The organism is Azonexus sp., assembly GCF_030824335.1.
Classification (GTDB): domain Bacteria; phylum Pseudomonadota; class Gammaproteobacteria; order Burkholderiales; family Rhodocyclaceae; genus Azonexus.
Genome location: NZ_JAVBXX010000006.1, coordinates 327564 through 351994, shown reverse-complemented (window position 1 = coordinate 351994; position 24431 = coordinate 327564). Strand labels below are relative to the sequence as shown.

Genomic DNA, 24431 nt, shown 5'->3' with positions numbered 1-24431 from the left:
ATGCCGCTTTTCCCCGCGTTGACCGCAATATTTCACTCATGAACCCCTTGTTCCAGTTCTGGCAAGTCTGGGGAGGCACACTGATCGGCTTGCTGCTGGTCATCGTCAGCGTTGTGTACTTTGTCCGCTTTGTCCTGCCGGGCTGGCTGCTTGACCGCAAGCTGCAACATGCCCTCCAGTCGCTACGCGTCCTCCCCGCCGGATACACCCAAGGTGAAACCGAAAAACAGCTGGGCGACAGCTTCCGTAGTCCGGCACTGAAAACCCTGTGGCTGACTTACGCCGCCACCCTGCAAGGCCCACTCGCCAAAACCGAACACCCGTGGCAAGCCACGCTGCCGGCCGAGCATGTGTTCAGCGAAGAAACGCTGATCGATACGCCACTGAAAACCGGCTTCTACCGGCACCTGCCTGGCATCCTGACCGGTATCGGTATCATCGGCACCTTCTCTGGCCTGATTGTCGGCCTCAGCGCCTTCCAGGTGACCAGCGAAGCCGACGCCGTGCGCAACAGTCTCGAATCCCTGATTCGCAGCGTCGGCCACGCCTTCGAGATTTCCGCCGCCGCCATCACGCTGGCGATGATTTTCACCTGGGTTGAAAAATCCCTGATCACCCGGCTGCAGCACAAAGTGGCGCAACTTTGCCAGCAACTCAACCAGCGCTTTGCGCTGAGCAGCGGCGATGCCGCGCTGATGCGTCTGGTGCTGGCTTGCGAAACCACCGCTGCGCAAGGACCGCAAATGCGTCAGACGCTGGCCGGCGAATTGCGCCAGGGCCTGCAGGCGCTGATTGCCGAACAACGCAGCAGCAGCCAGCAACATCAGGAAGCGCTGGCCGGACAAATTGCCAGTGCCGTCGCCCAGACACTGGACAAAAATCTCGGCGAACCGCTGCAACGCATGACCCAGGCCGTCGAAGGTCTCGGCGCACAACAAAATACGCATCTAGCCCAAGCACTGAACGAAACCCTGCTGCGCTTCTCCAGTCAGGTCGAACGCCAGGTCGGCCAAGGCCAGGGACGACTGGAAGAGCTGCTGCAAAACACCGCGCAAACTCTTGCTGCATTGACCACCGAACTCGGCAAGGTCGCCGGCAATCTGGAAAATGCCGGCCAATCGGCCTTCAATTCGGCCGCCGGCCAGTTGCAAAACGCCGGCCAGGATGTCCAGCGCGTTGGTCAAACCTTCAGCCAGACCTTTGCCCACGCCAACAAGGATATGGCACAAGCTGCCAGCGCGATGGCCCAGGCCGCGCAAAGTATCAGCCTGTCGATGGTCGAGCAGAGCCGCCTGCAACAGCAGGTCGCCAGCATGGCCGCCGACTTGCGCAGCACGGTCGAACTCGCCCGCCGCGATGCCGGGCTGACCAGCGAACTGGTCAGCCGCCTCGAACAGGCCACCCGCAACCTGGCGGCAGCGGAGGGCAAGGCCGGCGACTACCTGCAATCGGTCAATCAGGTCCTGGGCGACGCCCACGCGGCTTTTGCCGAGAACATCGAACAAACGCTGGTGCGTGGCAACAACCAGTTCCAGCGCAGCGTCGTCACTGCCGTCGAAGCACTCGAAGGAGCCATTGAGGAACTGTCGGATGCGCTAAGCCAGGCGCCAGCACGCCGGTGAACCCGCTCGTCCGTTCCGCCAAAGCCGGCAAGACAGAAAAGCAGGAAGGCGAAAATCCGTTCTGGATTTCCTACGCCGACCTGATGACCGCCTTGATGGTGCTCTTTCTCGTCGCCCTGACGGTTGCCTTGTTTGCCGTCACCCAAACCACGGCCGAAGTGCAGGAACAAAAAGCGGAACGCCAGGAGGAAATCGCCGACTTCATGGCCTTGCTCAAGCAATTGACTGCGAACTACCCCGGCATCACCTTGCGCGGTTCGACCATCGACTTCGGCGAACGCGCCCGCTTCCCGAGCAACAGCCACCAGTTGAATACCGAACAGATCCGCTTGCTGCGGGAGTTCGTACCCGAAGTCCTGCGTCTCGCCCGCACCCCGATTGCCGCCCGCTGGCTCAAGCGCATCACTGTGATCGGCTACGCCGATCCGCGCGGCAGTTATCTCTACAACCTCAACCTGAGCCTGCAGCGCTCGGCTCGAGTGATCTGCACCCTGCTCGCCCCGCTGCCGGAAATTGCCTCGCTTTCCGAGGTCGACCGCATGCAGGTGCGACAACTCTTCATTGTCAGCGGCGCTTCGTTCAACGCCCAGAAAACCAGCCTGGAAGCCAGCCGGCGCATCGAGTTGCGCTTGGAGTTTTTCGAGGCGGAAGAATCTCCTGCCCCCGATGCGGCAGGGGTAAACCTTGCGCCCCCCCGTCAGGACGACGAAACCCCTTGCCCGCTGGATCAACGATGAATGCCAGGATGAACGACCGCGATGAGCGATAGCGCAGCCCTGCGACTTTTGCTTGAACGCAAGCTTCTCGGCCACAGCCTCGAACAACTGGCAGTCAACGAACCCGCTCTGCTCCACCGACTGAACATTGCCCGACAAGCACTGGCCCCGCTGCGCGGCCGCCATGCCCCGCCACGCATTGCGCACGGCGTACTGGCCTTTCGCGTCCAGGGCCGCAATACGCCATACCCGGATTTAAAGTATGCCTGCTATGGCATAGCCTTATCCACCGACTGGGGAGGCCGCCGCCTGCTCGACGATGATCGGCTGGTCGACGAATTGCTGCACACCGTCGCCAACCTGCGCCTCAGTCACCCGGTACGATTCGCTGCCTGTTGTCGTGCCTTGCAATATGCCTGGCATACGAATATTGCGACCGATGACGTCTCGGCCAACAGCCAACCGCGCCCGAAAAACCAGAAAATTGCCAACTTCCTGTTGCGCCACACCCAGCCGGATCGTGCCAGACAGCGCCATTTCGCTGTTTAGCCCGAACCGCGTACATCGCCTACTTCACATACCCCCAGCCTTTCAACCTGCTATAGGCATATTCCGCCGCCTTGCCCTGCTTGTTGTTGCGCAAATAACCGGCATAGACGCGTGCAGCCTCTTCGCGCCGGCCCATGCCTTCAAGGGAAACACCCTTCAGAAAACTGACGCCGGCATCGCCGGGCAGCATCCGGTCGTACTGGTTGAGACCGGCATAAGCGGCGGCCGGGTCTTTCAGGCCGAGGGCCAGCACGCCAACCAGTTTATGCGCCTGGGCTTCCTGCGGGTAGATCCCCTTGGCCGCTTCGGCGTAACGCAGCGCTTCGCGGCTTTTGTCCTGCGCTTGCAGACATTGCGCCATCAACAAATTGGCAGGGTAATCGCGCGGCGTTTTGTCGAGCGCACTTTTGAACGCCCCTTCGGCCGCGCCATATTGCTTTTTGGCCATCGCCGTTTCGCCCTGCTGGCAGGCTTCAATGGTCGGCTTGATGCGGCGCAGGCTGGCCGTGCTGTCCATGAAACGCTGCCGCCCGACATCACGATTTTGCGTGCTGGCGTAGCGCGTTTCCGCCAGTTGACGCGCCGTATCGCGCCGTTCGACATTCATCGGATGGGTCGAAAACATGGTCTGCAACATGCCCGGTGCTTCCTTCTGCTGATCGACCAGCAACTGGTGCAGCCCAACCATGCCGCTGGCCGGATAGCCGGCCCGCACCATGTATTCCTGCCCCAATGCATCGGCCTCACGTTCGTTATCGCGCGAATAACTGGAAAGCAGGACACTGGCACCCAACTGGCTGCCAATACCGACCAGGGCACCCCATTCGCTGTTTGATGCGGCGATATTGGCGCCAGCCACGGCAATCTGCGCCACCATCGCTTGCCCCTGACGCTGCGCCGCATGCCGGGCATTGACGTGGCCCAGTTCGTGACCGAGCAAGGCGGCCAGTTCGGCTTCGTTATTCAGGTCCACCAGAATGCCCCGCGTCACCCCCATCGCGCCACCGGGGAAGGTGTAGGCGTTGACGTAGTTGGCGTTGAGCACCCGGTAGGAATAAGGCATTTGCGGCCGATGCGTATGCTGGTCGAGACGTTGCCCCACCGAACTGAGGTAATTATTCAGTTGGCTATCCTGCACCGGCCCCATGTCCTGGGAAAACTGCTGCGGCGCGACCTGCTGATCCACCGCTTTTTCCTCGGACTCGCTCATGCCAACCAGAATGGATTGCCCGCCAACCGGCGATTGCGCACAGCCGGACAAAGCGGCTGCGCCAAACAGCCAGAGCACCTGGCGGCGGGTGACAAGATTGCGTTGCAGACTATTGGCCAGTTCGTCATGGAGATGCATGGTGGACTCCTGAAATACTCGGGGAAGCTTCAATGATAAGGCAATGACATACGGCATGAAACATGCGATGGAAATGCCGCCAATATTGCGGTCGACCGCAAAAATATGGCTTTTTTGCCGGCCTTAAACCGATCTTCCCAGCCAATGCAACAAGACACCGTACAGCACGTCAGGATCGACTGGCTTACCGATGTGATCGTTCATGCCGGCTTCCAGGCAAGCGATCTTGTCCTCGTTGAAAGCATTGGCCGTCATCGCCAGGATCGGCACCTGCCGCCCATTCGGCAACCGCCGGATGGCACGCGTTGCGTCGATGCCGCTCATCACCGGCATCTGCATGTCCATCAGGATCACCGAGTAATCGCCAACGGCTGCCTTATGCACTGCCTGCTCACCATTTTCGGCAGACTCAACGGTGAGGCCGGCCAGTTCCAGCAACTCAATGGCGACCTCACGACTGACCGGTTCGTCCTCAACCAGCAGGACGCGTTTGCCGCCATGGGCAAGGGCGATTTGCACTTCCGGCGCCGGTAGCCCATCGCTCCCGGCACTCGACAGGCTTGCCACCTGGACTACCGGATCGACACACAGTGTCATCCAGAAGCGACTGCCCGCCCCGGGCTGACTGTCGACACCGATATCGCCATCCATCAAATGCGCCAGATGGCGGTTGATGACCAGGCCAAGCCCGCTGCCACCATATTTGCGCGTCGTTGATACATCGGCCTGGACAAAGGCGGCGAACAAACGGCTCTGCTCTTCCGGTGTCAAACCGATGCCTTGATCCTCGACGGTAAGGCGCAGACAGATGCGATCGCCCACATCCGGCAGCCGCTCAATCCCGACCCGAATCTCGCCATGCTCGGAAAACTTGATCGCATTGGCAATGAAATTGACCAAGGCCTGTTCAATACGCAAGACATCGCCACGCAGTTGCGCCGGCACGTCATCGGCAATGCGCCACTGCAGATGCAGGCCTTTTGCCGTCGCCCGCTCGTCGAGCAGGCCAAATACCCGGGTCAACAGTTCCTGGGGCGAAAAATCAACCTGCTCCAGTTGCAATCGACCGGCCTCGATTTTCGACAGGTCGAGAATGCCATTGATGATGCCGAGCAGATGCTGCGCGGCATCGATGATCTTGGTCAGCCGCTGCTGCCGTCCAGCATCCGGGTCCTCGCGCCGCAACAGATGCGTCAAACCGATGATGGCGTTCATCGGGGTGCGGATTTCATGGCTCATATTGGCCAGGAAAGCACTCTTGGCACGGCTGGCAGACTCTGCCGCATCTCTGGCCTGCGCCAGTTCGGCGGTGCGGGACTCGACCAGCGCCTCGAGATCGTGGCGGTATCTTTCCAGTTCCACCTCGTTCTGCTTGCGCTCGGTAATATCGGTCGAAATGCCGCACAAGGCGTAAATCTCGCCGTTTTCATCGAACAGCGGGATCTTGATCGACAGAAATGCAGTATCGATCTCCCCATTGGCCAGACGATTGAGTTCCTCGTCGACCACCCGCTCGCCATTCTCCAGCACTCGCTGGTCATTCTCGCGAAGCTTGCGCGCGGTATCTGCATCGAAAAAAACTTCATCGCCATGACCGACGATTTGCTCGGCAGATTTCCCGAAATACTCACAGACCTTGCGATTGGCGTAGAGATACGCGTAATCGCGGCCCTTGATGAAAATGTAGGCTTCAACGCTGTCGAGAATACTGTTCAGCTTGTTTTCACTTTTCCGCAAAGCCTGCTGCTGCAACACATTGCGCTGGTGGTACTCAAGGAACAGGCGTCCGCTCCAGCGCGAGAACAGCCAGGAGCCAGCGATCCCGAGCAGCAATGCCGCCAGCAGGCCAAGTAGCAGATCAGCCCAGGTGTCGGCATCGATCCCCTGCCGGCGCTGCAATTGTTCGGCGACCGTGGCTTTGAGATCGTCGTCGTACACCGTGGCAATCAGCACCCAGTTCCACGGCGCGATGGTTCGCACCAGCGCAGTCTTCGGTGCCAGCTTGCCGGTAACCGGATGCAACCATTCGTAATTGACGAAAGCGCCGGTTGGTGTCGCCGCCGCCAGAATTCGCTGTACCGCCACTTGCTGTTGCTCGGTCAGTGCAGACAACGGCCGTCCCTCGATTTCCGGTATTGTCGGCGAAACCAGACCCCGACCGTCCGGCAACATGACTGCAACATAGCCATTATTGCCAAAAACCTGATGCCGCAGTCGCGCCAGCGCTTCGATTTTCTGCAACTCCTCCCACTGATACAGATAATCGCCGGTACCGATCAACCAGTCGTAAGGCGCAAAATAGCGGACATAAGCCAGCTTGTCGGCCATCGTGTCGGGCGTATCCGGGCGATACCAGCGATAGCTCGCAAAACCCTCGCCACGCGGCTTGCGGGCTGCATCAATCAGGCCACGCATGATCTTGGTGCCTTTATCGTCGGCATTTTCCAGGTTGATCTTGCCTTCGAAGTGCGGTGCCGTCGGCAACAGGATGAAACGCCCCTGCATGTCGTCAATGAAGTAATAACCGCGCCCGTCGTAGAAACGTACCGGGCGCAGCGCTTCGACAATCAACTGGCGGACTTCTGTTGCCGGCCGTCGGGTGGCTTCCCGGGCATATATCGCCTCGACGATCTGATAGGCAGCATCAACTTGCGCCACCAGACTGCGCCGCAAGACCGCTTCGGTACGCAAGCGGGTGAATTCGACAAAACTGACTGCGCTGTCCATTTCCACCTGCAGGCGAGCCTGCACCTGCTCGGTCAGCAAGATTTCAAGACGCTGCAGATTGGCGCGTTCTTTACCCAGTTGCTGCCAGGACAACCATGCACCCAGCCCCAAGGTGAGCAAAATCACGATGATCAGCGTCCCGATCAGGTGAATGCGCGGCAGGTTTTTTTCGTTGGCAGGCAGGGACAAAATGGATTTCCAGCCGATGGATTAATCCGGATAGGGTATCACTTTCGTCGGAGTCGACTGGAAAAAGCTTACTTTGATCAGGGGTATATCAGCATTGAAAGCAGCGCAAGCCATCGCAGGAAAACCGGCAGAACTTAATGCGCTTTCTTCGGGCTGCGTTTCTGGCGCTTCGGACCAAACAACTGGGTTTCGATGAGCTCTGCCGGCAACGGTTTGGAAAACAGGTAGCCTTGCAGCAGGTCGCAATCGAGGCGAGCCAGGGTATCGCGCTGAGCCTCGGTTTCAACGCCCTCGGCAACCACTTCCATGCGCAAGCTGTGGGCCAGGGCCATGATGCCGGTAACGATGGCCACCGCGTCTTCGTCGTCCGGGATGTCCTGGATGAAAGAACGGTCAATTTTCAGGGTATTGGCCGGCAAGTGTTTCAGGTAGGCCAGCGACGAGTAGCCGGTGCCGAAGTCGTCGATGGACAGGCGGATACCCAGCTTGCGCAATTCGCGCAAGATGTCGATGCTCTCGGCGGCGCGGGCCATCAGCACGCTTTCGGTGATCTCCAGGACCAGGGCCGAGGCCGGCAGACCGCTTTCATTCAAAGCACTGAGGACGATGTTGCGCAGATCCGGCTGTTCCAGTTGTTTGGCTGACAGGTTGACCGCGACGTGCAGGCCAGCCATGCCGTTGTCCAGCCAGGTCTTGGCCTGGGCACAGGCGCTGCGCAGGACGCGCTCACCAAGCGGCAGGATCAGGCCGGTTTCCTCGGCGACCGGGATGAACTCAGCCGGAGAGACGATGCCGTGCTCCGGGTGGAGCCAGCGGACCAGTGCCTCGACGCCGGCAATCTCGCCACTGGCGGTGTCGACCACCGGCTGGTAGAAAACGGTGATTTCGTCGCGTTCGAGTGCCCGACGCAGATCGTTTTCCATCTTCAGGCGATCCGAAATAGCCGACTCCATCGCCGCTTCGTAATAGCAGAAGCCACTGCCGCTGTGCTTGGCGCGGTACATCGCGGTGTCGGCATGGCGCAACAGGCGGCTGATGTCCGGTCCATCTTCGGGGTAGAGGGCGATACCGACACTGGCAGTGACGACAATTTCCTGACCGGCCAGCATCATCGGCGCCGACACCGTGCGACAGATGTTCTGGGCGACGCTGGCAGCAACGCCTGGGTTGGGCAGTTCGTCAAGCAGCACGGTGAATTCGTCGCCACCCAGGCGGGCGACACAGTCGTCGGTGCGCACGCAGCCCTTGATGCGTTGGGCCATGGCAGCCAGCAACTGGTCGCCGGCTTCATGGCCGAGGGTATCGTTGATGAACTTGAAACGGTCAAGGTCGAGGAAGAGCACGGCCAGCGTGCCGTTACGGGCATTGGCGCGCTCAATCGCGCGATTGAGGAATTCCATGAAGAGCAGGCGATTGGGCAAACCGGTCAAGGTATCGTTGTAGGCCAATTGGCGGACATGGCGTTCGGCTCGGGTCGCATCGATAACCCGGCGCACCCGCTGATTGACCACCGACAGGTGGATCGGCTTGGGGATGAAGTCACTGGCCCCGACTTCGAAGGCACGCTCAATGGACTGGCGGTCTTCGAGCGCGGTGATCATCAGGATGGGGATATCCTTCCAGCGCGGATGACGCTTGAGCTCGGCGCAAGCGTCGAAGCCATCCATGATCGGCATCAGCGCATCCATCAGGATGGCGTCGGCGACGTTGTTTTCCAGCCAGTCGACCACTTCGCACCCATCCCCCGCCTCCTCGACCCGGAAACCACTGCGGTAGAGCGCATGGCGCAACGCCGAGCGGGTGCTGCGGTCATCGTCGACGACCAGCACGACCGGTGCATCGTCGCGCAAGGGCGGCAAACTGGGGGCAGGTTCGTCCAGCTCGCCAAACAGGGCTGGCTCAATGATGGCGAATTCGGTACGCAGGTGCAGCAGCAACTCGTTGGCTTCGCCGAGCGCTCCGGCCTCGGCATGAAGTTCCAGTTCGCGTGCCACGCCAGCTACCGCAACGGCCCCCAGGTTGCTGGCCGCGCCCTTGATCACATGGGCAACCTGACGCAGCGTGCCAGCATCGTTGTTGGCAATGGCACTGTCCAGTTCGTGCAGATAGCGCGGCATGTCTTCGAGGAAGGGGCGGATGGCTTCGCTGACCGAGGCGCCGAGAATTTCCCGCAGGCGGCTGATGATGCCACTATCAAGCGGCTGCTTGCCGAAAGTGTCATCAGGCGCTTCGCTGGGCTGCGGGGTGGGCGGCTGCCAGTTGAGCCATTGCTCAAGGCTGGTCGACAGATTTTCCAGCGTCAGCGGTTTGGCCAGATGCGCGTCCATACCGGCACTTTTGCAGCTCTCAACATCGGCCGGCAAGGTATTGGCGGTCATCGCAATGATCGGCGTATGGCGACCGGAACCGGCCTCCAGGCTGCGAATCGTGGCGGTGGCCTGAAAACCGTCCATTTCCGGCATCGAGCAATCCATCAGGATCAGATCCCAATCACCGTCGCGCCACAGGCTTACCGCTTCGACACCATTCCGGGCAATGCCACTAGTGCAGCCGAGCAAACGCAACATACCGGCGGCGACCAACTGGTTGGTCGTGTTGTCTTCGGCAATCAGAATGCGGCCGCTCCGGCTGATCGCATGCTCGCTGGCCGGACGAACTGCCGGCAAGCTGTTACCTGGCGTACAAGGTGTGGTGAACCAGAAATGGCTACCCACACCCGGCGTACCATCGACGCCGATTTCACCGCCGAGCAAACGGACGATCTGCTTGCAGATGGACAGGCCCAGGCCACTGCCACCGTAACGGCGGGTGGTCGAGGTGTCAGCCTGGGTGAAAGAGTCGAAAATGACCGACTGCTGTTCCGGGGCGATACCGATGCCGGTATCGCGCACACCGAAACACAACTGGCGCCCACCATCAATACACGCAACACTCAGGCTGACCGAGCCGCGCTCGGTAAACTTGAGCGCATTGCCAAGCAGATTGATCAGCACTTGCCGGATACGTGCCGGATCGCCGTTCAGGACCTTCGGCACGTCCGGGGCGATGTCGGCGCTCAGCAACAGTTTTTTGCCGACAGCCTGCGCCAGAAACATATTCATCACGCCGTCGACCAATGACTGCAGGGAGAAATCACCGGCATCGACCTCCATGCGCCCGGCCTCCAGGCGCGAGAAGTCGAGGATGTTATTGATCAGTTCGAGCAGGTATTGCGAAGAATCCCAGGCCAGGCCGAGCAACTCCTGCTGCTCACGTTTCAATTTGCTGGCCTTGAGCATGTCCAGCGTACCGATGACGCCATTGAGCGGCGTGCGGATTTCGTGACTGACCGTAGCCGCAAAATCCGCTTTCAACTTGGCAAAGCGCAGGGCGCTATCGCGCGCCGTGCGCAATTCCTGCTCACGCAGTTCCAGCGCCTCCATCATGCTATTGAAGGCATGGGCCATGTCGACCAGGTCGCGCGGACCGGAGAGTTCGGCGCGCAAACCATTTTCGCCTTTCTCCGCGCGAGCCATGGTGGCCGACAGCCTGGCCAGTGGCTGGGTCAGACGCCGGGCAAGCAGGCGCAGGCCAAAACCGAAGAAAGCGGCGAAGGCAATGCCGGCGGCAAAGTTAACGAGGAAAACCTCCTGCACCAGTGCCTTTAACGTAGCTTTGCTCTGCTCAATGACGACGAAGCCGAGCAGGATGTCCTGAGGCTCCGTCGTTTCGAACTGCGAATCCGGACCGGCAACTGACCAGACCGGTGCAACGAAGCGCCAGCCGGCACTGGTTTCGCTGTCGAGGTAAGCCTCGCGCACTTGGCGCAAATTACTGCGGTCAACCGTGTCAATCGACGGATTTCCCTTTTCGAGCAGCACCCGGCCGTTGGTATAGCGGATTTCAACCCGGGTCACATCGGGGACAGCCGACGTGGCAGCCAAGGCTTCTGCGACATTTTCGCCGGAACCGAATGCCAAGGCCAGACGACTCTGGGCTGCGAGGTTGCGGGTAATGCGCAAACCGTCGTTGAGTTTGCTGGTGTGCAACTGGCGGCTACCCTGCCAGGAGGTGGCCAGTGCGGCAAGGAGCGACATGCACAGTACCCCCACCGAGAACAGGATGGCCAGTTGACGGCGGAAAGTGGTTTCCCTGAACCGTTGTCGCAAGTCGGGCAACCGGCTCATGTCGCGCTAGCGCTCCGGGAACAGCAGGTCGAAACCCTGTTGCTGAGCCGGCGATAGTGCCAGACCGAGATGGCTGGCCGTGCGGGTGTTGAAGGCGGTCAACACGTCGCGCAACGGCAGCAGCCCGCGCACGGCGGGATTGCCGACAGCCAGACCGAGCGCCGTGGCAGCAAGATTGCGGCCCAACTCCATATTATTGGGGTAGAGCGCAAAGAGCGCGCCACGCTTGACGTGCGAAACGTTGCTGGAAAAGACGGGAAGACTCTTGCTCCACGACTCCTGCAACACCAGCGGCAGGACCAGGGATTCGTCGACGGTGGCGCTGTCCTGCGGCAGCCAGAGTGCATCGCGCCGGGCATCCGCATTGGCAAAGATGTTCTGGTAGATGCCCAGTGCACTTTTCAGGTCAGCGGCTTCCTGGGCGATCAGTTCGATCCCCTCGTGACGAGCCGCTTCTCTGGCCAACTTGATCAGCCAAGCGTTCTGACGGGGTTCGAAGACGACAAAGACCCGCTGGGTTTTCGGCGATAGCACCTTGAGGCGGGAAAACAGCAGGGCCGGGTCCGGGGCCAGGCTGAGAATGGCACCGCCACGAGCATCGGCCTCAGGGACGGAAACCACGCCGCCGGCAATGACACCGATTTCCTTGTCGAGGGTACTGGCAGCCTTCAGGCCATTGCGGCCGAGGGCGATGACGACACGGATATCCTGACGCTTCAATTCGCCGGAAATAGCCTCGGCATTGAAATTTTTACCGACTGCATAGCTGGTAACCTTGGCCTGAGCGTTTTCCTCGATACCTTCGATGATTTTCGAGAAAACACTGCGGTACGGTTCACCGATATCCGGGTAAAGCACGGCAATCGGGCCAATCGACGCACCGCCAGCGGCCGCCAACCGGACGGGAGTACCACGCTGAGCCGCCGCCAACAACAACTGACTGACGCGGGGCTCGGCTAGGTCTTTCAGGCTGAGCCGGATGACTTCGACACCGGGCGTTGCTTCGATACCGCCGAGCAGACCGGCAAAACCACTCGGGCTAGTGTCATCCGCTTCGGCAAAGATGACGGCAATACGCGTCACATCGGCTTCGGCCCGAACCATGCCCAGAGCCAGAAGCAGCGCCAACAGGAAATGCTTGAAACGCGGTGTCATAGAAGCATTATAGGCTGTAACGCCCCTGAAGCCAGAAGGTTCGACCGGGCATCGGCAAGTCGTAAATGATACCGGAGCCGCTTTGGCTGGGTTCGCGCACGTCAGCATCGAAAACATTGCGTACCGATGCGGCAAAATCCCAACCTTTTTTGGTCTGCTGGGTACGCAGGGTCAGGTCTACGGTGGTGTAGTCGGGAATATTCGGACGATTGTCACCCCAGGCACGTTTGCGGTCGGCGATGTAGTTAACTTGTCCATGAAGCTGCCAACCTGGGGTAAAGCGCCAGTCAGCCCGGGCATAGAGCATGTGGTGCGGCGCGTAGCCGGCATCCTGTTTGGTCGCCTGGTCGATATTCTTCTGGTAGGCATAGTTGCCGGAAAGACGCAGTGTTTTAGTTGCCTCCCAGATGAGTTCAAGCTCCCCACCATTGCCGGTTTGTTCACCGGTATTCTGGTAGGTTTTCCCGGTGGCAGCCACCGGGTTGGTGGTCAAGCGGATGATGTCGGTCAACCGGTGGGTGAACAAGCTCAGGTTAACCTGGGTATCCTGGCGAGGCTGCCATGAAATGCCGGCTTCCAGTGTTTCGATCGTCTCGGCCTGGAGACTGGGGTTGCCTACAGCAACCGGGTTGTTGATTGAGGCAGATTCGCTGATCGAAGGCGCCCGGAAAGCAGTGCCGTACATCAACTTGGCCGTCAGGTCGTGCCGGGCATTCCAGACCAGGGCCAGACGTGGATTGGTGGTGGCACCGAAATCGGAATAGTGGTCGTAACGAACCCCGGCAGTCAGGGCCCAGTCTTGGGCAAAAGTCCATTCATCCTGAAGGTAGACGTAGTTCAGGCGGCGCTTGTGGGGGAAGACATACGGACTACTGTCGGACACATCGACAACCGAGGGCAAGGGGCTGGGCACCAGCCCGACGAAAGTGAAGTTTTTCGCCTCCCGGGTTTTGTAGAGATCGAGGATGTCGTGGCCGGCCCCCATGCGCAGAATGTGATTTTTGAATCCAGTGTATTGCGCAGTACTGGAAATTCCATACTGCTTTTCCCAGCGGGATGGCGTACCGATCATCCCATTGGGAAATATTCCTGTCGCCAGTCTGGTCCCAGGAGGATAGATGGTCAGACTGGTTTCTTCGGAAAGATGCAGGAAACGGGTATCGAACGACAAGCTCCAGTCCTTGGCGAAACGGGGGTCATGCCAGGAAAGCTCAGCCGTCAGCCGGCGACTCTCATTGGTGCCATATGGGTCCAGTGCATGCGAAACACCAGCCCCGGTTTCCATGTTCAAGCGATTCTTGACACCCAGGCGCACTCGCCATTTGTCGTAACCAAGATCGAGCCCGGCATCCAGTGACTCACGACCAAGATTGACCGATCCCGGAGCAAGGGAAGCATTCGTGCCAAAGGCCCGGTCAAGCACCGAGGATTGGTAATCCTGGCGGATGATTCGACTCTGTCCGTTGGTCGCACCTATCTGGACATAGGCAGCAACATCGACAGGACCGACGTTGCCACCACTCTGCACCCAGCTTGTCCAGGTATCGAAGGAACCCGCACGGACACCAAATTGCGTACCGGCGAGTTCGGCCGCTGTCTTGGTGACCAGATTGACAGTGCCAGCATAGGCATCCGCGCCGTAAAGTGCAGAACCGGGACCACGGATCACTTCGATACGGGAAATGTTTTCCAGCGGCAGTCCCCCCCAGAGATTCCCGCGGTTGCCGGTGAATATTTCGGTGACCGGCTTGCCATTGACCAGCATCAACACCTGTGGGTTATAGGTCGAGAAGATGCCGCGGAATATATAAATAGGGGGATAAGTGTTCGGTGAGCGGCTGACATGAACACCTGGAATCGTTTCCATGACCTCATCCAGATCGGTTGCCCCCATTGCCGCGATTTCTTCAGCGGTAATGACGGAGGCGGTCGATGGGGCATGGCGCAGGAGTTGTTTGTTGCCAGTGGCAATATGGACAAATCCTTTGTCGCCGTACGCCAACGCCAGATCCTCTTCCTCCAGCACGGGGTCAGCAGAAGCATAGCCTGCCGAGCAGGCAATCAGGATAGCCAGAAGGCAAGGTGACGAACGCATGGAATCCCCGAGTGATATGTTTTTTTTCGAAGCCTAGGGTAAATGTGCATTTGGAGCAACCAATGCCACATCCAAAATGGAAAAGCGGCGAGGTACATAGCCTCGCCGCGTTGTCGCTCCTCCGCCCCATCGGGTTCAGGCGCGCTTGCCATTCCCCTTGCGGGTCTTGCGTTACATGCTTCTGCGGTACTGACCGCCAACTTCGTACAATGCGCCGCTGATCTGGCCGAGCGAACAGTACTTGACCGCATCGACCAGCACGGCGAAGACATTGCCGTCTTCGATCACCGTCTGCTTGAGCTTCTCCAGCATGGCCGGCGCCTTGTCCGCATTACGAGCCTGAAAATCGCGCAGGCGCTGAATCTGCCCCTGCTTTTCTTCCTCGCTCGAACGGGCCAGTTCGATTTCCTGCTGCGCCATGCCCTTCGGATTCAGGAAGGTATTGACGCCGATGATCGGGTACGAGCCGTCGTGCTTCTTGTGCTCGTAATACATCGACTCTTCCTGGATCTTGCCGCGCTGGTAGCCGGTTTCCATGGCGCCGAGCACGCCGCCGCGCGAGGCGATGGCTTCGAATTCCTTGAGCACGGCCTCTTCGACGAGGTCGGTCAGTTCGTCGATGACGAAGGCGCCCTGATTCGGGTTCTCGTTCTTGGCGACGCCCCACTCGCGGTTGATGATCAGTTGGATGGCCATGGCGCGGCGCACGGACTCCTCGGTCGGCGTGGTGATCGCTTCGTCGTAGGCGTTGGTGTGCAGGCTGTTGCAGTTGTCGTAGATGGCGATCAGCGCTTGCAGCGTGGTGCGGATGTCGTTGAAGTCCATTTCCTGCGCGTGCAGCGAGCGGCCCGAGGTCTGGATGTGGTACTTGAGCTTCTGGCTGCGCTCGTTGGCGCCGTACTTGTTCTTCATCGCCACCGCCCAGATGCGGCGGGCGACGCGGCCGATGACCGAGTATTCCGGGTCCATGCCGTTGGAGAAGAAGAAGGACAGATTCGGCGCGAAATCGTCGATGTGCATGTCGCGCGCCAGGTAGCTTTCCACGTAGGTGAAGCCGTTGGACAGCGTGAAGGCGAGTTGACTGATCGGGTTGGCACCGGCTTCGGCGATGTGGTAGCCGGAGATCGACACCGAATAGAAGTTCTGCACCTGGTTATGGACAAAGAATTCCTGGATGTCGCCCATCATCTTCAGCGCGAATTCGGTGCTGAAAATACAGGTGTTCTGGCCCTGGTCTTCCTTCAGGATGTCGGCCTGGACCGTGCCACGCACGGACTTCAGCACCCATTCGCGAATCTTCTCGGCTTCGTCTTCGGTCGGCTGGCGACCGTTGTCCTTTTCGAACTTGGCCATCTGCTGATCGATGGCGGTATTGAAGAAGCAGGCCAGGATGATCGGCGCCGGGCCATTGATCGTCATCGACACCGAAGTGGTCGGGCAGACCAGATCGAAGCCGTCGTAGAGCACCTTCATGTCGTCGAGTGTAGCAATCGAGACGCCGGAATTGCCGATCTTGCCGTAGATGTCCGGACGCTCGTCGGGGTCGCAACCGTACAGCGTCACCGAGTCGAAAGCCGTCGACAGGCGGTGTGCCGGCATGCCTTCGGAAACGCGCTTGAAGCGGCGGTTGGTGCGGAAAGCGTCGCCTTCGCCGGCGAACATCCGGGTCGGGTCTTCGCCCTCGCGCTTGAAGGCGAAGACGCCTGCTGTGTAGGGGAAGGAGCCAGGAACATTCTCGCGCATCAGGAAGCGCAGGATCTCGCCGTCGTCGGTGAAGGTCGGCAGGATCACCTTGCGGATTTTCGTGCCGGACAGCGACTGGCTGGTCAGCTGGGTGCGGATTTCCTTGTCGCGGATCTTCACGACGTATTCGTCGCCGCTATAGGCTTCGACAGTCTGCGGCCACATGTCGAGCAGCTTCTTCGCCTTCGGGTCCTGCTGGGCGTCCTTGGCCGCGGCCATTTCGTCAAAATCTGCGGTCGACTTGTCGCAGGCGGCAAAAATACCCTTGGCGATGCGCAGCGACTGACGTTCGCGGGCAATCTTCACCTGTTCGCCGGTATGCGCGTGGTAACCGCGGACGGCGTCGGCAATTTCGGCCAGGTAGCGCACGCGCTGGGCCGGCACGATGGCGCGCTGGCTGGACGACTGTTTGACGGTGACCAGCGGCAGCTTGCCCTGGCCAAGTTTCAGGCCCTTTTCCGAGAGCGCCGGGACCAGTGCCTGATACAGCGCAGTCACGCCATCATCGTTGAAGCGGGCGGCCTGCGTGCCGAACACCGGCATCTCATCGGTCGACTGGTTGAAAGCTTCGCGGTTGCGCTGGTACTGCTTGCGCACGTCGCGCAGCGCGTCCTCGGCACCTTTACGGTCGAACTTGTTGATGGCGACGAAATCGGCGAAGTCGAGCATGTCGATCTTCTCGAGCTGTGATGCGGCACCGAACTCTGGCGTCATGACGTACAGCGACAGGTCGACGAAAGGCACGATGGCGGCATTGCCCTGACCGATACCGGAGGTTTCGACGATGACCAGATCGAAACCGGCCAGCTTGCTGGCGGCGATGACTTCCGGCAAGGCGACGGAAATTTCGCTGCCGGTATCGCGGGTGGCCAGCGAACGCATGAAGATGTTTGGATGTTCGATGGCATTCATCCGGATGCGGTCGCCGAGCAGCGCGCCGCCGGTCCGTTTGCGCGACGGATCGATGGAAATCAGGCCGATCTTGACGCTGTCGTTCTGGTCCAGACGGAAACGGCGGACCAGTTCGTCGGTCAAGGACGACTTGCCGGCACCACCCGTACCGGTAATGCCGAGGACCGGCACCGACAATTCGGCTGCCGCCTTGAGCAAAGGCTCCTTGAGCCCCGGCGCTTCGCCATTTTCCAGCAACGTGATGACGCGGGCCAGCAGGCGACGGTCACCGGCCTTCAAGCCGGCCAGCACCTGCTCGACACTCGGTACACCTTCGCTGGCCACATCGAAGTCGGATTTCTCGACGACTTCGTTAATCATGCCCTGCAGGCCCATATGCACGCCGTCTTCCGGTGCATAGATGCGGGTCACGCCATAGTCGTGCAGTTCGCGGATTTCCGCCGGCACGATGACGCCACCGCCGCCGCCAAACACCTTGATGTTCTCGCCGCCATTGGCCTTCAGCAGATCGATCATGTACTTGAAGAACTCGACGTGACCACCCTGGTAAGAGGTGATGCAAATGCCCTGCGCATCTTCCTGCAACGCGGCATTGACGATTTCCTGCACCGAGCGGTTGTGGCCGAGGTGAATTACTTCGGCGCCGGTCGATTGCAGGATGCGCCGCATGATGTTGATCGAGGCATCGTGGCCATCGAACAGCGAGGCTGCGGTGACGAAACGCACCTTGTTCTTCGGCTTGTACGGGGACAGTTTTTTGGCAATGGAAAGATCGGTCATGACGTCTGCCTTGTCGTTAGCGGTATCGGTTAGCGGGATAAGTCCTGCCATCGTAAACCCCGGGCGAGATGCCGCGATTGCCCTGCATGACGACAATCGTGCAAATTCCGCCAGAATGTTAAGCTACTACGGTCAACCGCCCCCGCGAGGCAAAAATGCTGCACCGCACCACAAACCATTCAGCAAATAGAACGCAAACCACTGTTGCAATGGGGTTTGTTACCGGCATGCTGGCCGGCATCGCCCGTCACGGCGGTGATCCCGGCCCCCTTCTCAGCGCCACCGGCATTGATATTGCAGACACTGCCAAGCGCGTTCCCATCGAACGTTACGCGGCACTGTACAACCGGATCAATCACGAACTCGACGACGAAGCCTTCGGGCTGTTCGGCCAGCCGATGCGCTGCGGCAGTTTTGAATTCCTCTGTCGGGCCTGCATCAGCGCGCCGACCTTGGCCGAAGCCCTGCAACGGGCCAGCCGTTTCCTGCGTCTGGTGCTGCCGGAAATGGTGATCAGCGTGCGCCGCACGCAAGGCCGGGCCGAATTGCGCATCGCCGAAAACCGCCGGGCGCCCGACAATACCGACGATCCGGGGCGCATCTTCGCTTTCGAGTGGCTGTTGCGCCTGCTGCACGGGCTGTCCTGCTGGCTGGCTGGGCGCGGCATCGCGCTGGACAACGTGATTTTCCCCTACCGCCGGCCGGCACACGCCACCGACTACGCGCTGATTTTCACCGAGGATTCACGTTTCGCGCCGACCGTACCGGGTGGCACCGGCACGCTAGTCGCCAGTTTCAACGCCAACCTGCTCGACCTGCCAGTACGCCGAGATGAGGCAGCATTGAGCAGCTTCCTCGATGGCGCCCCCGGCAAGCTGACCACGCTGTACCGGCGCGACCGGGAAATGGTCATCCGCGTGCGCGACCTGCTACGCGCCGCACTGCCCGATACACTCACCCTCGATGACATTGCCGACCGCCTGCACCTGTCACCGCGCACGCTGCACCGCCGACTGGACGAAGAAGGCTCAAGCTTTCGCGCCATCAAGGATGCGCTGCGCCGCGATCTGGCACTGGCCCGCCTGAGCAAGAGCCAGGACCCGATTGCCCGGGTCGCCGCCGATCTCGGTTATGCCGACACCTCGGCTTTTTACCGCGCCTGCATCGAGTGGACCGGCATGGCGCCAGCGCATTACCGGCGCCAATGGGAAGCCAGCCAGCAATAGACCAAGCAAATACCGTTGCAAGCAAAATTTGCTACCTCGATGGTCGACATATGCATAAAATAAATCCCACTTCAATAGCATGGGATTTATCGACCTAGCCCGGTCGACCGCAAGAAGAGATGAAAAAAATTCTGGTGGTAGAAGATGAAACAGCCATTCGCAACAACCTGCAGATCATGCTGCGGGTCGAAGGCTATGAAGTGTTCACGGCAGCAAACGGCTTGGCCGGACGCATTGCAGCCCTGGAACATCAACCCGATCTGATCATTTCCGACATCATGATGCCGGAGCTGGACGGTTTTGAATTGCTGGCTGCGTTACGTAACGAAACCTTGACCATGCATACCCCGGTCATCCTGCTGACCGCCCGAACCGAGCGGCAGGATTTCCGCCAGGGCATGGCCTTGGGGGCAGACGACTACATCCCGAAACCTTTCGAGCACCAGGATTTGCTCAATGCAGTGCGCACCCAACTCGACAAGGCCGAACGCCATCGCCAAACCACCGCGCGCCTGGCCGCTCAAGCGCAGCGCCTGCTTCATTACGACAAACTGACTGGCTTACCCAACCAGAACCTGCTCAAGGAACGCCTGCAGGTAGCCATGGCCTCGGCACGTAGCCAGAACCTGCGTCTTGCCGTCATTCTCATCGGGCTGGATGGCTTTTCCCGGATCAACGACAGCCTCGGTCGCGCCCGTGGAGATGAGCTGTTAAGCCAGGCCGCCCAGCGACTTCGCCATCACCTCGAACAGACCTTCATCGTCGGCGTCCACGACTCGCTGGCCCGTCCGGAAAGCGACGTTTTTGCCCTGCTGATCAGCGAACTGGCCGATCCGGAATATGTTGCCGAACGGGCATTGATTCTGTCAGAACTTTTTTCTCAACCTTACATGACCCCCGCCGGAGAACAATTTGTCGGCGCCAGCCTGGGCATATCCCTCTATCCCGGCGATGGGGACGACGCCGAAGCGCTGCTGACCTCGGCAGGTACAGCATTGCGCGCCGCCAAATCCGCTGGCGGCGGTCAGACCCGTTTCTACGAACAGGCAATGAACGTGGAGGCCAGCGAACGACTGGCCCTGCACAACGATCTTTTCCGGGCACTGGAGCGTGGCGAAATCTCGCTTTTCTATCAGCCGCAGATTGCCTTGCACAGCGGACAAGTTGTCGGTTTCGAAGCCCTCATGCGCTGGCAGCACAGCACGCGCGGGTTCGTTTCCCCCGCCAGGTTCATCCCGATCGCCGAATCCGGCGGGCACATTCTGCAACTGGGCGCCTGGGCCATTGATGAGGCCTGCCGGCAACTCGCCGAATGGCGGGAACATGGCTACGCCCCGGTGCGTGTTGCGGTCAACCTGTCGGCCCGGCAATTTTTGCAACCCGGCCTGACCGATTGCGTCGCCGCAGCACTGGCCCAGTACAAGATCCCGCCCGCCTGCCTCGAACTCGAAATCACCGAAGGCACCGCGATGCAGAACGGTGAAGGCACTATCGATATTTTGCACAAGCTCAAACAACTTGGCGTCAAGCTGGCACTTGATGACTTTGGCACCGGCTATTCCTCGCTAGCCTACATCAAGCGCTTCCCGCTGGATGTCCTGAAGATCGACCAGGCCTTCGTCCGCAACCTGCTGACCGACCCCGGCGATGCCGCCATCGTACGGGCGGTTGTCGCGCTGGCCAACAGCTTCGGCATGTCGGTCATCGCCGAGGGGGTTGAATTACCGGAACAACTGGATTTCCTGAACGCACTGGACTGTGCCGAATACCAGGGCTTCCTGTTCAGCAAACCACTCCCGGCACACGAGGCTGCACGCTTTCTCTTCAAAGAGATCGCCCGATGACCACAGTCGATGAACTTTTTTCGGCAATTCTCGAGGTCAGCCCGGTGGGTATTGCAATTGCCGACGATTGCGGTCGCTACATCGACGTCAATCCCGCCTACTGCGAGATGTTCGGTTACACCCGGGAATTTCTGCTCGGCAAGACCTTCGGCCTGATCCTTCTGCCCGAGCAAAAAGCGCTGGAAAGCGACATCCTGGCCATGGCACTGGCCAACGACGGCGGCGCACCGAACGAATGGCAGGTGATGGCCAGCGATGGCACATACCTCACCGTACGCTCGAACTTCCGCACCCTGGAACTGGCCGACGGAAGGCGCCGGATCATTACCGCCCTGCACGACATCACGGCACTGCACGACACGATCAAGCAGTTGAAAGATAGCGAAAGCCGGCTGCAACAAACCAACGAAAGTCTGGAATCCATCGTTGTCGCCCGCACGGCCTCGCTCGCCGCGGCCAACCAGGAATTGCTCGAGGCCATCGGGCAACTGGAAGATACCCGTCGAGCGCTGGAAGAAAGTGAGCGCAGTCATCGTCGGCTGATCGAGACCGCACATGATGCAGTAGTCACCATTGACGCCAATGGCGCGGTCCTTAGCTGGAATCAGGCAGCCGAACAAATGTTTGGCTGGAGCACCGAAGAAGCCATGGGTGGCAATCTCGGCGACATGATCATTCCGGAAGGCTATCGCCAACGGCATGCCCAGGGACTGAGGAATTTCCAGAATGGCAAACCCTCGCAAATTCTCAATCGCACGGTGGAGATTTTTGCCTTGCGGCGGCATCGCGGCGGTTTCCCGGTTGAGTTGTCGATCTGGAACCATCAACGCGATGGACAAACCGTGTTCTCCGCTTTCATTCGCGACATTACCGCGCGCAAACAGGCTGAGCAGGAGGTTCTGGAAGCGCTGGAACGCGCACAGGAACTCGCCATGTTGAAGAGTCGTTTCGTTTCGATGACCTCGCACGAGTTCCGCACACCGCTCACCATCATCAAATCCTCGGTAGACCTGCTGCGTGACTACCGCGAGCACCTCGATCCGACTGAATACTGCCGCATCATCGACGATATCGATTCAGGCATCCGGCGCATGGCGAACATGCTCGATCAGGCACTGACCCTCGGCCGCACCGACGAGAACCCGGGCGGCATGAATCCTGCAGCGCTGAGTGTCACGAAGTGGGCCCATGCGCTTGTTGATGAACTCCACCTGGGCAATCTCGGCGGCGAACGTATCCGCCTCGAAATTCAGGGAACGCAGGATTGGCGCATGGTCGACGAGCGCCTGCTCCGCCAGGCCACAGTAAACCTGCTAACCAATGCCTTGAAGTATTCCCCTGACAACAGCAGTGTCGAATTCACCATCGCGCTGCAAGCCGACGCGCTACTGGTCGAGATCGAGGACCACGGCATCGGCATCCCGGACAAAGACCAGGCAAAACTTTTCCAGTCTTTCTTCCGCGCCAGTAATGTCGGCCAGATCGCCGGCACCGGGCTGGGGCTGTCGATCGTGCAAAAATCAATCGAGTTGCACGGCGGTCGTCTGGACTTCCGCAGCATCCCCGGCACCGGCAGTCGCTTCTGGTTCAACGTCCCGGCGCTGGCCGCGGTCGACGCCCCCCCGGCCGAGCCCGCTTAAGCGCGCAAATCCAGCACGCTGTCGTCCCAAGCGGCGTGTTTTTCATAGCCCAGCAAGTTGGCCACGGTTGCCGCGATGTTCGACAAACCGGCCGTTTCCGTCTGTTTCAAGGCCAACCGACCGCCAGTCGCGCTATCAAACAGGATCAAGGGCACCGGGTTCAGCGTGTGCGCCGTCTTGGCCTTGAACGAACCATCCTTGTTCTGGGCCGGTTGCTTCGTTTTCTTGTCCAGCTCGAACATTTCATCGGCATTGCCGTGGTCGGCCGAGATCAGCGCCACACCGCCGGCCGCCTCGATGGCCTTGAGCACGCGCCCGAGCGACAGATCGACGGCTTCGACGGCAATGCGTGCGGCCTCGAAATTACCGGTATGGCCAACCATGTCGCCATTGGCGAAATTGCAGCGCAGCAGTTTGTACTGGCCGGACTGGATCGCCGCAATCATCGCATCGGCAATCTCGGCGGCCTTCATCCACGGCCGCTGCTCGAAAGGCACGACGTCGCTCGGCACTTCCTGCCAGGTTTCACCGTCGAACTTGCCGGAGCGGTTGCCGTTCCAGAAATACGTGACGTGGCCGAACTTCTGCGTTTCCGAGCAGGCAAACTGGGCAATCCCCATCTTGCTGAACCATTCGCCGGACGTGTCCTTGATCGCCGGCGGCGCGACCAGAAAGCGTTTCGGCAACTGCAGGTCGCCGTCGTATTGCAGCATGCCGGCATAGGTCACTTGCGGATAACGCACGCGCTCGAACTTGTCGAACTCGGCTTCGACGAAGGCACGAGTGATTTCGATGGCACGATCACCACGGAAATTGAAGAAGACGACCGAATCGCCATCCTCGATGGTGCCAACCGGTTTTCCATTTTCGGCAATGACGAACTCCGGCAAATCCTGATCGATGGTGCCTGGATTTTGCTCGCGCAGGCCGTTGACCGCAGCAGTGGCATTCGAAAACTGCGCCCCTTCGCCCAGCACATGGGTTTTCCAGCCTTTTTCCACCATCGCCCAGTTGGCATCGTAGCGATCCATCGTGATGTACTGGCGGCCGCCGCCGGAAGCGATGCGGGCGTCAAACGCGGCGTCGCTGATCTCGGCGAGGAAGGCCTCGAACGGCACGACATAATCCAGCGCGCTGGTTTCCGGCACATCGCGCCCGTCGAGCAACACATGGATGCGCACGGTCGTGATTCCCTCGTCCTTGGCACGTACGACCATCGCTTTCAGGTGGTCGATATGGCTGTGCACATTGCCATCCGAAAACAGCCCCAGGAAATGCAGCACGCCGGCCTTGCCTTTCTCTCCGGTCTTCGCCCCGGCAACAATCTGCTGCCAGGCCTCGCCTTGCCAGATAGCGCCGGAGGCAATGGCATCGGCGACCAGTGCAGCGCCCTGGCTGTAAACCTGACCGGCGCCAATGGCATTGTGGCCAACCTCCGAATTGCCCATGTCGTCATCCGAGGGCATGCCAACCGCTGTACCGTGGGCGCGCAGGCGAATGTTCGAACAGGAGGCAAACAGCCGGTCAAGCGTGGGCTTCTGTGCGGCGGCAATGGCGCTGCCGACATCCGATTTCGGCAAACCGTAGCCATCCATGACGATGACAACGACAGGGCCTGACACCCCGGAAAAAGAAGATGATTTTTGCAGCATGGGCCGCTCCCCGCAAAGAATGGAACAAGCGTATCGTTAAGCCAGGTAATCACCGGGCATGTCCGGA

13 protein-coding genes are annotated in these 24431 nt (G+C 59.9%); 6 read left to right on the top strand and 7 right to left on the bottom strand.

Annotated elements, in window-relative coordinates:
* Nucleotides 1–38 precede the first annotated feature (38 nt).
* Genes RCI20_RS03855 through RCI20_RS03845 form a run of 3 tightly spaced genes read left to right on the top strand, consistent with a single transcriptional unit; the run spans nt 39 to nt 2887 of the window.
* A complete protein-coding gene (locus tag RCI20_RS03855; RefSeq protein ID WP_306603229.1) occupies nt 39–1622 on the top strand; it encodes a hypothetical protein in 1584 nt (527 codons plus the stop codon).
* Nucleotides 1619–2359 carry a flagellar motor protein MotB gene (locus RCI20_RS03850; protein WP_306603228.1) on the top strand — a complete coding sequence of 247 codons (741 nt, stop codon included), beginning with the start codon at nt 1619–1621 and terminating at the stop codon, nt 2357–2359. Before RCI20_RS03855 ends, RCI20_RS03850 begins: the two co-directional genes overlap by 4 nt.
* A 21-nt stretch (nt 2360–2380) precedes the next feature.
* Complete coding sequence (locus RCI20_RS03845) at nt 2381–2887, top strand: hypothetical protein (protein ID WP_306603227.1); 507 nt, start codon at nt 2381–2383, stop codon at nt 2885–2887.
* A 19-nt stretch (nt 2888–2906) separates the two neighbouring features.
* On the opposite strand, the gene RCI20_RS03840 is transcribed toward RCI20_RS03845, so the two are convergent.
* From RCI20_RS03840 to icmF, 6 genes are all read right to left on the bottom strand, one after another.
* Complete coding sequence (locus tag RCI20_RS03840) at nt 2907–4235, bottom strand: M48 family metalloprotease (protein WP_306603226.1); 1329 nt, start codon at nt 4233–4235, stop codon at nt 2907–2909.
* A gap of 123 nt (nt 4236–4358) precedes the next feature.
* Complete coding sequence (locus RCI20_RS03835; protein ID WP_306603225.1) at nt 4359–7151, bottom strand: cache domain-containing protein; 2793 nt, start codon at nt 7149–7151, stop codon at nt 4359–4361.
* Nucleotides 7152–7285: 134 nt separating this feature from the next.
* Entirely contained in the window at nt 7286–11317 is a 4032-nt protein-coding gene (locus RCI20_RS03830; protein ID WP_306603224.1) for an EAL domain-containing protein, read from the bottom strand.
* A 6-nt stretch (nt 11318–11323) separates the two neighbouring features.
* The gene (locus tag RCI20_RS03825; protein WP_306603223.1) at nt 11324–12472 is read right to left on the bottom strand and encodes an ABC transporter substrate binding protein; all 1149 of its coding nucleotides are present in this window, start codon (nt 12470–12472) and stop codon (nt 11324–11326) included.
* Nucleotides 12473–12479: 7 nt separating this feature from the next.
* The gene (locus RCI20_RS03820) at nt 12480–14567 is read right to left on the bottom strand and encodes a TonB-dependent siderophore receptor (RefSeq protein ID WP_306603222.1); all 2088 of its coding nucleotides are present in this window, start codon (nt 14565–14567) and stop codon (nt 12480–12482) included.
* Nucleotides 14568–14738: 171 nt separating this feature from the next.
* Entirely contained in the window at nt 14739–18002 is a 3264-nt protein-coding gene (icmF, locus tag RCI20_RS03815) for a fused isobutyryl-CoA mutase/GTPase IcmF (protein ID WP_306603246.1), read from the bottom strand.
* Nucleotides 18003–18211: 209 nt separating this feature from the next.
* On the opposite strand from icmF, the gene RCI20_RS03810 reads away from it, so the two are divergent.
* The 3 genes from RCI20_RS03810 to RCI20_RS03800 all read left to right on the top strand — a co-directional run bounded on the left by RCI20_RS03810 (nt 18212) and on the right by RCI20_RS03800 (nt 22712).
* A complete protein-coding gene (locus RCI20_RS03810; protein WP_306603220.1) occupies nt 18212–19228 on the top strand; it encodes an AraC family transcriptional regulator in 1017 nt (338 codons plus the stop codon).
* A gap of 119 nt (nt 19229–19347) precedes the next feature.
* A complete protein-coding gene (locus RCI20_RS03805) occupies nt 19348–21072 on the top strand; it encodes a bifunctional diguanylate cyclase/phosphodiesterase (protein ID WP_306603219.1) in 1725 nt (574 codons plus the stop codon).
* Nucleotides 21069–22712 carry a PAS domain S-box protein gene (locus RCI20_RS03800; protein WP_306603218.1) on the top strand — a complete coding sequence of 548 codons (1644 nt, stop codon included), beginning with the start codon at nt 21069–21071 and terminating at the stop codon, nt 22710–22712. Before RCI20_RS03805 ends, RCI20_RS03800 begins: the two co-directional genes overlap by 4 nt.
* Here RCI20_RS03800 and gpmI read toward each other — a convergent pair.
* Nucleotides 22709–24364 (bottom strand): 2,3-bisphosphoglycerate-independent phosphoglycerate mutase, encoded by a 1656-nt coding sequence (gpmI, locus tag RCI20_RS03795; protein ID WP_306603217.1) that lies wholly within the window; start codon nt 24362–24364, stop codon nt 22709–22711. The genes RCI20_RS03800 and gpmI overlap by 4 nt on opposite strands.
* Between the last annotated feature and the right edge of the window lie 67 nt (nt 24365–24431).